The 13,675-nt window shown below is 50.5% G+C and carries 14 protein-coding genes; 2 read left to right on the top strand and 12 right to left on the bottom strand.

Annotated elements, in window-relative coordinates; genetic code table 11:
- Positions 1 to 10: 10 nt before the first annotated feature.
- Positions 11 to 292 (top strand): cysteine-rich CWC family protein, encoded by a 282-nt coding sequence (locus AC0YN0_RS00715; RefSeq protein ID WP_475820872.1) that lies wholly within the window; start codon positions 11 to 13, stop codon positions 290 to 292.
- On the opposite strand, the gene AC0YN0_RS00710 is transcribed toward AC0YN0_RS00715, so the two are convergent.
- From AC0YN0_RS00710 to AC0YN0_RS00655, 12 genes are all read right to left on the bottom strand, one after another.
- Positions 262 to 2,715, bottom strand: a complete 2,454-nt coding sequence (locus AC0YN0_RS00710; RefSeq protein WP_475819568.1) for an EAL domain-containing protein — start codon at positions 2,713 to 2,715, stop codon at positions 262 to 264. The genes AC0YN0_RS00715 and AC0YN0_RS00710 overlap by 31 nt on opposite strands.
- Before the next feature lie 217 nt (positions 2,716 to 2,932).
- Positions 2,933 to 3,715 (bottom strand): SDR family NAD(P)-dependent oxidoreductase, encoded by a 783-nt coding sequence (locus tag AC0YN0_RS00705; RefSeq protein WP_475819567.1) that lies wholly within the window; start codon positions 3,713 to 3,715, stop codon positions 2,933 to 2,935.
- 142 nt (positions 3,716 to 3,857) lie between these two features.
- Positions 3,858 to 4,343 carry a ferric iron uptake transcriptional regulator gene (gene fur, locus AC0YN0_RS00700; RefSeq protein ID WP_475819566.1) on the bottom strand — a complete coding sequence of 162 codons (486 nt, stop codon included), beginning with the start codon at positions 4,341 to 4,343 and terminating at the stop codon, positions 3,858 to 3,860.
- A gap of 150 nt (positions 4,344 to 4,493) precedes the next feature.
- Positions 4,494 to 4,895 carry a DUF2203 family protein gene (locus AC0YN0_RS00695; protein ID WP_475820871.1) on the bottom strand — a complete coding sequence of 134 codons (402 nt, stop codon included), beginning with the start codon at positions 4,893 to 4,895 and terminating at the stop codon, positions 4,494 to 4,496.
- Between the two features lie 22 nt (positions 4,896 to 4,917).
- A complete protein-coding gene (locus AC0YN0_RS00690) occupies positions 4,918 to 5,709 on the bottom strand; it encodes a lipid II flippase Amj family protein (protein WP_475819565.1) in 792 nt (263 codons plus the stop codon).
- 200 nt (positions 5,710 to 5,909) lie between these two features.
- A complete protein-coding gene (locus AC0YN0_RS00685) occupies positions 5,910 to 6,359 on the bottom strand; it encodes a hypothetical protein (protein WP_475819564.1) in 450 nt (149 codons plus the stop codon).
- Positions 6,360 to 6,517: 158 nt separating this feature from the next.
- The gene (locus AC0YN0_RS00680) at positions 6,518 to 7,579 is read right to left on the bottom strand and encodes a sulfate ABC transporter substrate-binding protein (RefSeq protein WP_475819563.1); all 1,062 of its coding nucleotides are present in this window, start codon (positions 7,577 to 7,579) and stop codon (positions 6,518 to 6,520) included.
- Between the two features lie 55 nt (positions 7,580 to 7,634).
- Entirely contained in the window at positions 7,635 to 8,699 is a 1,065-nt protein-coding gene (locus AC0YN0_RS00675; protein ID WP_337102829.1) for a sulfate/molybdate ABC transporter ATP-binding protein, read from the bottom strand.
- A gap of 3 nt (positions 8,700 to 8,702) precedes the next feature.
- Positions 8,703 to 9,500, bottom strand: a complete 798-nt coding sequence (locus tag AC0YN0_RS00670; RefSeq protein ID WP_475820870.1) for a sulfate ABC transporter permease — start codon at positions 9,498 to 9,500, stop codon at positions 8,703 to 8,705.
- A gap of 2 nt (positions 9,501 to 9,502) precedes the next feature.
- Positions 9,503 to 10,309, bottom strand: coding sequence for a sulfate ABC transporter permease subunit CysT (cysT, locus tag AC0YN0_RS00665; RefSeq protein WP_442048108.1), 807 nt, complete (start codon positions 10,307 to 10,309; stop codon positions 9,503 to 9,505).
- A 230-nt stretch (positions 10,310 to 10,539) separates the two neighbouring features.
- Complete coding sequence (locus tag AC0YN0_RS00660; protein WP_475819562.1) at positions 10,540 to 11,172, bottom strand: YigZ family protein; 633 nt, start codon at positions 11,170 to 11,172, stop codon at positions 10,540 to 10,542.
- Between the two features lie 25 nt (positions 11,173 to 11,197).
- Positions 11,198 to 12,547 carry a glucose-6-phosphate isomerase gene (locus tag AC0YN0_RS00655; protein ID WP_475819561.1) on the bottom strand — a complete coding sequence of 450 codons (1,350 nt, stop codon included), beginning with the start codon at positions 12,545 to 12,547 and terminating at the stop codon, positions 11,198 to 11,200.
- 186 nt (positions 12,548 to 12,733) lie between these two features.
- On the opposite strand from AC0YN0_RS00655, the gene AC0YN0_RS00650 reads away from it, so the two are divergent.
- On the top strand, positions 12,734 to 13,627 hold the full coding sequence (locus tag AC0YN0_RS00650; protein ID WP_475819560.1) for an NAD(P)-dependent oxidoreductase: 894 nt from the start codon (positions 12,734 to 12,736) through the stop codon (positions 13,625 to 13,627).
- The last annotated feature ends 48 nt before the right edge of the window (positions 13,628 to 13,675 follow it).

Genomic DNA, 13,675 nt, shown 5'->3' with positions numbered 1-13,675 from the left:
GACGGGTGTCATGCATCCCGTCAGCCACTTCAATTATAAGCTTAATAATAGCTATTCATTCTACCGAACGGAGGCTTTACCACATATGAACTGTCCAATCTGCGGTCAAACCAATCATTGCGGCATCGAATCAGAACCCTCCTGCCAAAACGGCAGCGCCTGCTGGTGCTTCCAAGCGTCCATCCCTGCTGAACTGATTGCGCTTGTTCCTCCCGAACAGCGAGGAAAGTCATGCATCTGCCAGAACTGCGTCTACGCTTATCACGAATCCAATAAGGAAAACTCGGCATAAGAGCGCTGCGGCTTGAAGAACGACTCTTCAACGTCATTAGCCGATAACGGCTTGCTGAAGTAGTAGCCTTGAATTTTCTGGCAATCTTTGTCCCTCAATATGTCCAGCTGATCCTTCGTCTCAATGCCTTCCGCGATAACTTCCATATTCATGTTCTGAGCCATAGCGATAATAGTCGCGACGATCGCTTGATCGTTGCCGCTGTGGGTAATGTCGCGAATGAAGGAACGATCAATCTTAAGCTTGTGGATCGGGAACATTTTCAGATAGCTCAAGGAGCTGTAGCCTGTCCCGAAGTCGTCTAGACTGATTCGAACGCCGTACTCATTCAGTCGCTTCAAAATATCCGCCGACAACGCTGCGTCCATCATCATGCTCTCCGTAATCTCCAGCTCCAGAAATTTGGGCTCTAGACCGACATCATCCAATATTGATTTGATATATCCTGCCAAGTCAGGCTGATGGAATTGCTGCGATGACAGATTGACCGCTACCGGAATGAGCGGGCCGCCTGCCAAGTGCCATTCGCGCATCTGCCTGCACGCTTCGCGCAGCACCCAAGTGCCGATCTCGTATATGATGCCGGTCTCTTCCGCAATCGGAATGAACGTTCCCGGCGATAACAGCCCTCTGTCTTTATGATTCCAGCGAACAAGCGCTTCAACACCGATCATTTCGTTGTCGGACGTTCTAATTTGCGGCTGATAGTGAAGCAGCAGCTCGCCATTATCCACCGCTTTGCGCAGGTCGCCCTCCAGCTCGATCTTCTGTTGCAGCTTGTCATCCAGCTCTCGGGAGAAAAACATAAAGCCGTTTTTCCCTTTTCTCTTCACTTCGTACATGGCCGTATCCGCGTTCTTAAGCAGCTCGGTAGCATCATGTCCATGCTGAGGGAACATAGATATGCCGATACTTGCCGACACGTAGAAGTCGTTGTCCTTAAGCCTATAAGGAATCTGAATCGAGTTAATGATCTTCTCTGCGAGCTCAACGATCTCCGACTCATCCGGGCAGTTGCGGCATAGAATCGTGAATTCATCGCCCCCCATGCGGGCTAACATCACGTTCTGACCCTCCAAGCTTGTCTGAATGCGGGTCGTCAATTCTTGCAAGAAGAGATCGCCATACGTATGCCCCAGCGAATCATTTATCATTTTGAATCGATCAATATCCAGCACCATTACAGCGAACGGCAGACGGCTTGTATTTCTAGCTTCAATCCATTCGTTGATCGCTTGATTGAACTTCCTTCGGTTCGGCAAGCCCGTCAGCTCATCGTGATACGCAAGATGATGAATTCGCTGCTCCGCCAGCTTCTCGTCCGTAATATCTTTGAAAATAATGTAGCTGCCCGCCACGTTGCCCTCGATAATGACCGGAACATTCGTTACCGATAATAAAATGACCTGATCGTTTCGAATAAGCGTCGTTTCATGCGTCGTACGCATCCCCTTGAACGCATTAACGAACATATCGGTCGTCTTGGCGCGATCCGGCTCGGCGATAACTTTGGCAAGCTCGGAAATCGGTTTTCCCAGCACCTGAATAGCTGTCAGCCCCGTAATGTGGAGCGCCGCGTCATTATAACTAATGACGCGGTGGTTCAGGTCGACCGACACAATGCCGTCGAGATTATTATCGTAGAGCGACTTATACCATTTCTCGCTTTCCTCCAGAGCCGTATCCTTAATGTTCAACCGCTTGGACATAACGATCCCGAATAACGACAACCCCAGCGTGAACAGCGTCCCGCCTACGATTAGATAGGCAAGCAGCTTCTGATCAAGGATGAGCCCAATCGAGAACGGAGTTCTGTTATTCGGATGGAAGTTTGTAGCGAACATGCCCGTATAATGCATGCCCACAATGGCAGCACCCATAATGACACCGCTGCCCAGCTTCTTCCACCCTGCATTGCTCTCCTTGCCCCCGCGAAAATAAAACGATAGCCACAGCGCCGCAATCGATGCCACTATCGCAATGACGATCGATAATGTAAACATGAGCGGATCGTAAGATAGATCAACTAATATGGCCGACATTCCGACATAATGCATTGTCGATATGCCTGTTGCAAGCAATAATCCGCCCGTTAGCAGTTGGCGTATCGTTAACTGATTGCGGCCAACCACGTAGAGCGCGATGAACGCCGCCGCAATCGCCGCTATGACAGAGGCGAACACAATAACAATATCATATCTAATTGTAATAGGCAGCGAATAAGCAAGCATGCCGACAAAGTGCATCGACCATATGCCGCTGCCCATAATGGCTGCGCCGAATGACAGCCAACCGAGTCTGCTGCTGCCCTTCGCATTGCTGACTCGACCTGCCAGATCAAGTGCTGTATAAGAAGCAGCAACCGCTATTATGTAAGAGAAAATAACGAGTAAGCTGTCGTAAGATCCATGTACATGTTCCATCGTTTGCCCTCATTTCGGTTAAGTCGAAAACTATCAAACTGCTGTCGAAATCTAGCGAATGATCAGGACTTAAGACCTCTATACAGTATACATGATTAGAAACATTCCAGTATAGGTATTCTTTTCATCTTTGGACAAATCTGTCCTTGCCGCAAACGGAAATGCGCCGAGCTCCTACAGCCCGGCCCGGCGCATACTCCTACAATATGATTCTAAGTTACAATACGGCTGCGATTCCGCCATCAATGTTAACCGACGTTCCGGTTACGAAGGATGCGGCATCTGATACGAGGAAGGCGATGACGTTCGCGGCCTCGCTCGCTTCGCCGATACGGCCAAGCGGAATGCGATGTTTCGGATCTGCGGCGAATTGCTCCCACGACTGCTCAGGCGCCGTGCTTCGCCACATCCGCTCGATCTGCTCACTGCGAATCAGTCCGATACATACAGCATTAACGCGAATGTTATCCGAGGCAAGGTCTTTGCTCATCGCTTTCGTCAGGGCCAGTCCCGCCGCGCGGCTTACAGACGTCGGCAGCGACGAGGCTCCTGGCGTCTTGCCTCCGACCGCCGTTACGTTCACGATAGCTCCGCGTCCGGATGCACGCAAGTGAGGCAGCGCTTCACGAGCAAAGTGAATCGCTCCGAACAGCTTCAGATCGAGATCGGACGTCCATGCTTCCGTGCCGACATCGGCGAACGGACGCGCTGCTGACGTGCCCGCATTATTGACGAGAATATCCACTCTCCCGAATGTGTCGACCGTTCTTGCTACCGCACTCGCCGCAGTTTCCGGCTGCGAGACGTCTGCGCTGATCGTTAGCACCTTCTTGCCCGTCTTGGCAAATATTTCTTCTGCTGCGGCGTCTAAACCGATAGGGTCTCTTGCAACAATGGCAACCTCTGCTCCCTCTGAAGAAAGCAGCATCGCAGTTGCAAATCCAATTCCTTTGCTGCCGCCGGTGACGATAGCGGTCTTCCCTTTAAAGCCAAGCTCCATAGCTTCTCCTCCTTAACTTTCCTTCTTCTAGTGTAACAACCAGGCATGAATATGCAACGCCGCATGACGAAACGACTGAAAGGCTGAGACTCTGCGAAGAGTACTCAGCCTTTCCAGCCCCTACTATGTGCATGAATATTGTTTACGAAACGGCTTTGCCTGTTTTTTTGCAAGCGCCGTTGCTGTTTTTGCATTTCTTGTAGGTGCCCGTAAAATCTAAACGGTGGTCGGACACTTTGAAGCCGAATTCGCGTTCGATTCGCTCCTCGATTTCCGTCAGCCAGTCTTCCTTGATTTCCTGCAGCGAGCCGCATACTTCACAGATCAAATGATGATGCATATGCTCGCTGTCCGCATCGCGCAAGTCGTAGCGGGCTACGCCGTCGCCGAAGTTCATTTTTTCAACAATATGAAGCTCTGCAAGCAGTTCTAGCGTCCGGTATACGGTAGCAAGGCCTATGTCTGGATAGGTTGCCTTCACGAGCATGAATACGCCCTCTGCGCTCAGATGGTCTTCTTCATGCTCCAGCAATACCCGCAATATTATTTCGCGTTGAGTCGTTAACTTATATCCTTTCGCCATCAAATGACGATTGATTTTATCGATTTCCGCTGTGACGTTCAACATAAACAGGATACCTCCTCTTATTACATCTAGCCAAGCAGATATAGATGCTGCCTAATGCTGTCCTGACTCCAAGCTTGGTTTTTTAGAATTATTATAATCTAATCGTAATACAAATTACCGAAATTCGCAAACATTATTGCGTTATCGCGCTTACGGATATGGCCTGCGTCCCATGAACCCTTCGTTCCAGCCGTGGTAGTGCGATATTTGCTCCTCTCCTTGCTTCCAGCATAGCAGAACTTCCTTCCCTTCCAGTATGGCCGGAAAATCCAATAAGCCTGGAGAAATCGACTTTATTAGTACGCCCTTGCGAGTGAAATTGCTTATCTGAAGCTCGGCTTCCATTCGCATGAAATCAAGCTGGCTCTCCTGTTCAAAATAAGGGTCGGTCATCGTTCCGCGCGTACCGGGAGACAGCTTGTGCTTCGCTTTAACCGTCTGCAATTCCAAGTAACGGTCATCAATATCGTCAATGAGCACCTGAAGCTTATAAAGCTCTTGCTTTAATTCAGGCAGCAGCACATTCGCTTCATCGATCGTAAATAATTTCATTTCCACTTGCGTACTCTCCTTCTTAGATAAGCTTTACGAATGCGATAATCACATACGCAGCAGGTATTATGAGCAGTTGAGCGAGCAACGTGCCGAAGAAGCGGGATACCATAAGCAGCGTATAGATTTTGCCTAATTGATTTCTTGCATCCTCATCCTTCGTTGCCTTGTCCATAATGAGCCCCAATTGCGGATCGATAAATATAGTTAGCAGCACCGTCGCGATCCCGTTAATAATGCCCGACGTTTGTGAAGCAGTCGTGCTGATTGCAGGCGCGAGATGGGCTGCGTACAACGCAGATATAACACCAACCGTATAGAAGGCCGTGACGGCAATGTTGAGAAAAATAAACCGCTTCGGAATGCCCAAGTAGCGGAAAGAGCTTAGCCGAATGCGCGGTCTTCTAATATAACGCTTCGCATTCTTCAACTGTCCGAGCGTAACGCTGGACATCAGCTTTGGTATCGAGCCGGTCAGTTCCAGCCGAGCAATAATTCTTCCGCATAGCGGAACGAACGTCGGAAACAACGCAATTGCAATTAACGTTCCAATAGAGGCCGCAAACAATACGATCCGGAAGTAGCCTAGTAAGTCAAAGCTAGCATCTACCCTCGCATGATCGACGAATTTTCCAGTCATCGGGGATTGCAGCATATTGGCTGTTCTCGATATAAGTACGATAATGCCCGTCAAGGATAGCGCTACCGCGATCTTATTCATTTTAACACCCGCATAGCGAACCGAATATGACAAAGTTTCGGCAGCATGAATGATAATCGTTAAAATAACGACAAAAATGAGACTGTTAACCATCCACTCAACTCCGTTATCACGCACTGATGCGCAATTTTGAATAACAGCAATGTATTATTATTCGCCTAGATGGATTAAATTCCCTTTCCGTTCATTATAAAAAAGGTGACCAGCAGAAAAAAGGAGAATGCCTCAAGAGTCGATCGGCTCTTAAAACTCTCCTCTAGCTAGTTCTATAGGTTTTCGCTCAGTTCCGCCAATCATTTGATCTCTATCGCAAACGCAGCCGAGGTGTCCCCTTTGGTCAGTATGCTGTTCCCCCACCGGGCGAACACGGCGTAATAGTAGACCCCTTTTTCCGTCGGGGCGGTTATCTTGCCTTTCGCGAAAGGTACATCGGTCGGCATCCCGTCCTTGAATTGGGTTACGCTAACCGTTGATGGCTTGGAGCTAATCTTGAAATCAATGGAAATGTCCGCCCCGCTGTTCACCTCTGTCGCTGGATCGTCGCTAAGCATCGATTCCGGATCTGGATAGTCGGCACATACATTGCCCCAGCAGTAACTACTCTGATAGGCCTTGATATTCGTTTTGCCTTCTTTGACAACAGGGAGAGGAGGCTCGCTTCCTCCTGAACAGCCGGCAAATACAAATATGAACATAACCCAGACAATTGCTGATAGCATCATTCGATAAGATCGTTTCGGCATACTTCCGTATCACCTCTTTGCTCTAGTAGACGGCCTTATGAATCGGAAGGTTGCAGCAAGGAACTGCAAAGAAAAGAAACCTCCGCTCGAAGCGCCGTCATTCTGGACGAAGCGTTTCGAGCGGAGGTTCCCTGTTCATTTCAACTTAATGATATGACTTATAAATCTGCCAGCACCTGATACCAGACGCCTTTCTTCGAATATAGCGTCTTTCTCACTTCGTCCCAGCCGCCGAGATACGAAACGTCGAACAGTCCTTCTGGAACGATGAATCGGTCAGCCGTGTCAGCAGCGACCGCCTCGTTCACCGGACGGAAGCCGTAATCCGCAAAAACCCGCTGAGCATCTTCGCTATGCAAGTAAGCAATGAAAGCTTCAGCTAGCTCGCGCGTACCGTGCTTATCGGCGTTCTTATCGACGACCGCAGCCGGGTTCTCAATGAGTATCGTGCTGGACGGAATGACGATATCGTAATTGACGCCTTGCTTAATCCGCGATAACAGCTCATTCTCATAGGTCACGATGACATCGCCGACTCCATATTCGAAGGCCGCCATAGAGGCCCGGCCGCTCTTATCAAGCGACTCCACATTCTCATGCACCGACTTCAAGAAGCTCTTCGCATATTCCGGGTCCTTCGAGCCTGTTTCCTGCTCAGACTTCTTGAGCCCGGCTCCATAGATCGCATTAATATCCCATTGCGCGCCGCCTGACGTCTTCGGATTCGGGTACAGCACCTTAACGTCGCTCTTGATGATGTCGTCCCAATCCTGAATGCCTAACGGGTTTCCTTCGCGCGTACCCATAACCACAATGGAATTCGTAATTACGCCGCCATTGCTCTGCTTCTTCCAATCCTCCGTAATAAACCCGGCATTTGCGATCTTGTCGAGATCGCCTTCCATAGCCATAATCGCAACATCCGCCTCGAAGCCGCCTGCGATCGCACGCGCCTGAGTACCTGATGCTTCATAGGATTCCTGGAAGGATACCTTTTGGCCGGTCTTCTCCAGCCAGTACGCTTGAAACTCCGGAAGAATATCTCCGAAGGCGTCCTTAACAACCGAATATGCACCGATTACAAGCGTTACATCGCCGTCTTGTACGGAAGATTCAGCGGCGGGATCGTTAGTTCCGCTGCTGCAGCCTGCTATCACTAGCAGCGCTGCAGCCAGCAGTATAGCGATCAAGCGCTGGCTTGTTGTCAGGTATAATTTCATGTTCGCATACAACTCTTTCTGCTAAGATGAAAGGCCAGTTCGTCTAGACCCCAAGTTAAATATGGATTGGCATCGGATCAACCTTCAGCTTGTTCTCTTCAATCCAGCTTTGATTGTCATTGAACAAATACGCACGATGGACGAGGATGCTAACTTCGTCGCCCGGATGCAGAACTTCCTTCTCCAACGAGCGGTACGTAATCAGCTTCGTATCCCCTACCTCCAGCTCAACCATCCATTCACTGCCACGGAAGTGAATGTGCTTCACTTTGCCGTCCATTGCGGCGGAAGCGAGTCTAATCTCGCCCGGCTTGCCGATCTCGATATATTCAGGTCGGATAAGCGCCTTCGTGCCGGCGACCTTGCTCGCGTCCTCGAAGCCTTTGAGCTTCGCAACATTTTCAACGATGGTCGACTCGCCGATGAAGCTGGCAACAAAAGGTGTCTGCGGATTTTTGTAAATTTCCCATGGCGTACCCTTCTGCTCAAGCTTGCCCTTGCTAATAATCATAATTTCATCCGCAACTTCAATGGCTTCTTCTTGGTCATGCGTTACGAAGATCGAAGTAATGCCGACACGCTCGATCATTTCCTTCAGCCATGTACGAAGCTCCGTACGGATCTTGGCATCGATTGCCGCGAAAGGCTCATCGAGCAGCAGCAACTGAGGCTCAGGCGCCAGCGCGCGAGCGAACGCAACACGCTGCCGTTGACCGCCAGATAGCTGATGCGCATAACGATGCTCGAAGCCTTTGAGACCGGTCAGCTCGACCAGCGTCATTACGCGCTCGCGAATTTGCTCCTTCGACTGCTTCTTTACTTTAAGGCCGAACGCGATATTATCATATACCGTCATGTGTTTAAACAAAGCATAGTTTTGGAATACGAAGCCAATGCCGCGCTCCTGTGGAGGCAGATCATTAACGCGCTTGCCATGGAACAGGATGTCGCCGGAGGAAGGCGTCTCAAGTCCTGCCAGCATGCGCAGGATCGACGTTTTGCCGCCGCCGCTCGGTCCTAGCAAACCGATGAGATGTCCTTTTTCAATCTCGAAGCTAACATTTTGCACGGCGTGAAAATCGCCAAAGCTCTTATCAAGATTACGCACTTCAATATGCATGGGTCAGTGCACTTCCTTTCGTTTTTTCGCCCATTCCATCAATAGCAGCAGTCCTACAGAGAAGGCCGCAAGCACAAGCGCGATGCCATTGGCGGCAACAACGTTGAAATTTTCAACATCCTGATAGACGAGCGTAGTAGCGGTTTGCGTTTTGTTCATAATGTTTCCCGAGACGACCAATACAGCGCCGAATTCGCCAAGCGACCGCGCTACAGTAAGCACGACGCCATAGATGACACCCCAGCGAATAGCGGGCCAAGTTACCTTCCAAAATGTATACCATGAGTATGCCCCTAGAGTCGAGGCCGCCTCTTCCTGCTGGGAGCCGATTTCCTGCAGCACTGGCATGACCTCACGCACCATTAACGGGAACGTAACGAATAGCGTGGCAAGCACCATACCCGGCAGCGCATATACAATCTTGACTCCTGCGTCCTCGAACAAGGTACCTAGGACAGTGTTAGGGCCAAGAATGAGAACGATCATTAAGCCGCCGATAACCGGCGAAACCGCGAACGGTAAATCAACGATACTGTTAAGCAGACGCTTCATCCGTTTGCCGATCCATTCCGCACGTACGAGGTACAACGCCAGCATAATGCCGAATACCGTGTTAAGCGCCGTAACGATAACTACAATAATTCCCGTCATCATTAAGGCATGCAGCGATTGCTTCCGGCTAATGCCTTCGATGAAGCCGCTCCACCCATCTGCCCACGATCCAGTAAAAATTTTCACCAGCGGGGCGATAAGCAGCAGTGCAAATACCATATAAGTTAGCGTAATCCATAGCCTTCTCATCGTCATTGTCCCGTCCTCCTTGCTTGAATGAGGTTAACGGTCCAAAGAATGAGGAAGGACAGCGTCAGCAGCATGACGGATATAGCCGCCGCGCCTTGCGGATTGTCGCTCTCGATTTCTCCAAAAATATATACCGATGCAATAAGCGTCTTCCCTGGAATATTGCCAGCTACGAGTACGACTGCGCCGAATTCGGCCAGTGCGCGGGAGAAAGCCAGCATGGCTCCGCTTAATATACCCGGCAGCATCGAAGGAAAGATAACGCTGAAGAACGTCTTGGCGCGAGATGCGCCCAGCATATAAGCCGCTTCCTCTTCCGACTTATCCAGCTCCTCAAGCAGCGGCTGGATCGCCCGGATAACGAATGGGAAGGTCACGAACAGCATCGCAACAACGATCGCCGGTTCATGAAAAACAATTTCGATGCCCAGCTTGCCAGCCAAGCCTCCAACAAGACTTCCCGGACCAAGCAGCAGCAAAATCATCAGTCCGCCTACTGCTGTAGGCAATGCAAACGGCAAATCGACGAGGCTGTTAAGCAGTCTGCGCCCCGGAAACCGGTAGCGGATCAGCACCCAGCCGATCATTGTTCCTAGAAACACATTCATAATAGTAGCAATTACCGAAAGCTTGATCGTCAGAAGAACGGCTTTCAAAGCTAACGGGTCGGAGACGCTTTCCCAAAAAGGAAGCCAGCCCAGTGAGAACGACTGCGTATAAATTCCGACAATAGGCAACACGATAAGGATAACAAAATAAAGCATAATGGCGCTCCGAAAACCAAAGCTCCATCCTTTTCCGCGAAACATGGCATTCACTGTGACTTAACCTCCAGACCATCGGTTCGTACCGTAGGTGTAGCAAAGCAAAAAACATAATTCCTATTAAGTTACTAGGTATTAATAATGTAGCATCCTATGAAGGTCGCAGTCAATGGTTTATTAACATTTTCTGATCAAATTCATTTCAAAAATTTATAGCTATAGATGTAATAAAAGGAGCAGAGGCGACAAGCTGCCGCCAATGCTCCTTCCATATGTTATTCGCCTTCAATGAAGTACAAGCTTTCACCTTCGTTGATTGCGGCCTGACCTTGCGTCAGATCGGTCATCCACGCAATGAACGCTTCAGCTTCATGCTCCTCCGGCAGGCAGCGGACGATGACGCGATCGGTAAAGTCCGTCCCTCCGACTCGGGTCCCTCGGCCGTGCAGCTCGTTCTCGAGCTTGCCGTACCAGGTGTAGTCTACATCCACGAATACTTCCCGGTGCAGCACATATACGATTTCTTCGGCTGCCTCGATTCCCGCTACCGCGCCATCCGTATAAGCGCGGACCAGCCCGCCTGCTCCGAGCATAATACCTCCAAAGTAACGTGTGACGACCACAGCTACATTTTTGAGACCTTTGTTTTTAATGACTTCGAGGATTGGCTTGCCTGCCGTTCCGCTAGGCTCGCCGTCGTCGGACGCCTTCTGATGCTGATCGCGCTCGCCGACCATATAGGCTGAGCAGTTATGAGTGGCTTGCCGATGCAGCCGCTTGATCTCATCAATGAAGGCGATCGCTTCCTCCTCCGTCTCCACCGGCTTCGCATGACCGATGAAACGGGATTTTTTAATAACGATCTCCTCGCTTGCTTCCCGTCTGACCGTCCGATAGTTGTTCAGCATAGGCTAAACTCCTCGCTGCAGCCGATTATAGGCGCGCTTCAAGCTCCGCTTTTTCTTTCTCGAAGCCCGGCTTGCCGAGCAGAGCGAACATATTTTTTTTGTACGCTTCAACGCCCGGTTGGTCGAACGGATTCACGCCGAGCAAGTAGCCGCTGATGCCGCAAGCTTTCTCGAAGAAGTATACGAGGTATCCGAACGAATAAGGCGTCATGTCCGCAATGTTCACGATCAGGTTAGGCACCTGGCCGTCCGTATGAGCAAGAAGCGTTCCTTCGAATGCCTTCTTGTTAACGAAGTCCATCGTCTTGCCTGTCAAGAAGTTAAGGCCGTCAAGATCTTCGGAATCATGCTCGATCGTAATTTGTTCGGCAACTTCATTCACCTGGATCACCGTCTCGAAAATATTGCGGTTGCCTTCTTGAATGAATTGTCCCATCGAATGCAGATCCGTCGAGAAATCAACGGCAGCAGGGAAGATCCCTTTGTAGTCTTTGCCTTCGCTCTCGCCGAACAGCTGCTTCCACCACTCCGATACGAAGTGAAGCGCCGGCTCGTAGTTAACGAGAATTTCCGTCGCTTTGCCTTTGCGGTAGAGCGCGTTGCGAGCTGCGGCATATTGGTAAGCCTCGTTCTCTGCGAGGTTCGGATTGGCATATTCTTTGGATGCGTCGGCAGCGCCTTGCATCATGGCGTCGATGTCGATGCCGGCTGCGGCGATCGGCAGCAAACCAACTGCTGTCAGAACGGAGTAGCGGCCGCCTACGTCGTCAGGAATGACGAACGATTCATAGCCCTCTTCATTGGACAGCTTCTTCAGAGCGCCCTTGGATGTGTCAGTCGTCGCGTAAATACGTTTGCGAGCTGCTTCCTTGCCGTACTTCTTCTCAAGCGCAGCGCGGAATACGCGGAATGCGATAGCAGGCTCCGTCGTCGTTCCGGACTTGGAGATGACGTTGATCGACCAGTCGCGGCCTTCAACAAGCTGCAGCAGGTGCGTCACGTAGTTGGAGCTGATGTTGTTGCCCGCGAACAGGATTTGAGGCGTCTTGCGCTCTTCCTTCGGCAAAATATTATAGAACGAATGCGACAACATCTCGATCGCCGCGCGCGCGCCAAGGTAAGAACCGCCGATGCCGATAACGATCAGCACTTCGGAGTCGGATTTGATTTTGTCTGCCGCTTCCTTAATGCGAGCGAACTCTTCTTTATTATAATTGGTCGGAAGATCGATCCAGCCCAAATAATCCGAGCCTGCTCCCGTGCCGTTATGTAATTGGTCATGTGCGAGGCGTACCGCGCCCGCCAGGTTATCAAGCTCGTTCTGACCGACGAAAGTCAGCGCCTTGCTGTAGTCAAACTTTACTGTTTTGCTCATGGAAATTGAGACCTCCTAGGTTTTGGTCAAGCATGTACACAAACCGTGTTTATGATAACATTAATTCAACTTAGCCTCTAGAATATCGGATTTACCATATAAAAACAAGCTTGCAAACCATGAAAACTTTTCGAAGTAGATGTATAATTGATCAGAAAAGTCTATTTTGGAGCGGAGGAAATCATCATGAAAAAAATCGGATTTATTGGGTTAGGCGTAATGGGTATCGGTATGGCAGCTAATTTGCTGCGCAAAGGCCATCAAGTGAGCGTATATAACCGTACGCCAGGCAAAGCAGGAGAACTCACCCTGCTCGGCGCAACCGAGCTTAGCTCTCCTTACGAAGTAACAGCTGCTTCGGATATCGTTATTACGATGATCAGCAACGACGATGCGATTCGGCAAGTATACTGGGGCGAGAGCGGCGTATTCGCAGCCGTACGCAGCGGCATGACGCTGATTGACAGCAGCACCATTTCGCCAACGCTGGCATTGGAGCTTGCAGCAACTGCCGAAAGCCTTGGAGCGAGCTTCCTGGATGCTCCGGTAACGGGCAGCAAACCGGCAGCCGAAGGCGGCACGCTTGTCTTTATGGTTGGCGGAGCGGACGAGACTTTAGCGGGCGTAGAAGACATCCTGCTCGCTATGGGACGCAAAGTCATTCCGATGGGGGCAAGCGGCAGCGGCGCAACCGCTAAGCTGGCTCATAATACAATCGTCGGCATCAATGCAGTCGCGCTTGTCGAAGGTATGGCTATTGCTTCCAAAGGCGGCATTGACGGAGCAGCGTTCATCGAGCTCGTGCAGTCGGGCGGCGCGGCGAGCCGTACAGCGGAGTTGAAAGGTCCAAAAATTCTTGAGGACAACTACGATGTACAATTTTCGCTGGAGCTTATGCTTAAGGATCTGCGGTTGTCCTCGGTATTGTCGGACAGCCTTAAAGTGCCAACACCGATGCTGGAAGCAGCGAAGAGCTTATTCCAAGTGGGCGACTCCATGGGTCTTGGCGCACTCGACATGGCTAGCGTGGGCAAAGCCTACGAGCAGTGGATCGGACGCAAGCTGAACGGCCGCGACTAAACGGAATAGATAGAAGGGGCTGCCATCGGTCGAATTATCGACAAATGG

It is taken from the genome of Paenibacillus sp. J22P218, from assembly GCF_056269195.1.
The sequence above is the reverse complement of the archived record's forward strand: the minus strand, read 5'-3'. Positions and strand labels throughout refer to the sequence as shown.

Bases quoted from the DNA above. Each gene is read 5' to 3' on its own strand.
- AC0YN0_RS00715 (WP_475820872.1), top strand. From the start codon at position 11: ATGCATCCCGTCAGCCACTTCAATTATAAGCTTAATAATAGCTATTCA.
- AC0YN0_RS00710 (WP_475819568.1), bottom strand. From the start codon at position 2,715: ATGGAACATGTACATGGATCTTACGACAGCTTACTCGTTATTTTCTCT.
- AC0YN0_RS00705 (WP_475819567.1), bottom strand. From the start codon at position 3,715: ATGGAGCTTGGCTTTAAAGGGAAGACCGCTATCGTCACCGGCGGCAGC.
- fur (WP_475819566.1), bottom strand. From the start codon at position 4,343: ATGTTGAACGTCACAGCGGAAATCGATAAAATCAATCGTCATTTGATG.
- AC0YN0_RS00695 (WP_475820871.1), bottom strand. From the start codon at position 4,895: ATGAAATTATTTACGATCGATGAAGCGAATGTGCTGCTGCCTGAATTA.
- AC0YN0_RS00690 (WP_475819565.1), bottom strand. From the start codon at position 5,709: ATGGTTAACAGTCTCATTTTTGTCGTTATTTTAACGATTATCATTCAT.
- AC0YN0_RS00685 (WP_475819564.1), bottom strand. From the start codon at position 6,359: ATGCCGAAACGATCTTATCGAATGATGCTATCAGCAATTGTCTGGGTT.
- AC0YN0_RS00680 (WP_475819563.1), bottom strand. From the start codon at position 7,579: ATGAAATTATACCTGACAACAAGCCAGCGCTTGATCGCTATACTGCTG.
- AC0YN0_RS00675 (WP_337102829.1), bottom strand. From the start codon at position 8,699: ATGCATATTGAAGTGCGTAATCTTGATAAGAGCTTTGGCGATTTTCAC.
- AC0YN0_RS00670 (WP_475820870.1), bottom strand. From the start codon at position 9,500: ATGAGAAGGCTATGGATTACGCTAACTTATATGGTATTTGCACTGCTG.
- cysT (WP_442048108.1), bottom strand. From the start codon at position 10,309: ATGTTTCGCGGAAAAGGATGGAGCTTTGGTTTTCGGAGCGCCATTATG.
- AC0YN0_RS00660 (WP_475819562.1), bottom strand. From the start codon at position 11,172: ATGCTGAACAACTATCGGACGGTCAGACGGGAAGCAAGCGAGGAGATC.
- AC0YN0_RS00655 (WP_475819561.1), bottom strand. From the start codon at position 12,547: ATGAGCAAAACAGTAAAGTTTGACTACAGCAAGGCGCTGACTTTCGTC.
- AC0YN0_RS00650 (WP_475819560.1), top strand. From the start codon at position 12,734: ATGAAAAAAATCGGATTTATTGGGTTAGGCGTAATGGGTATCGGTATG.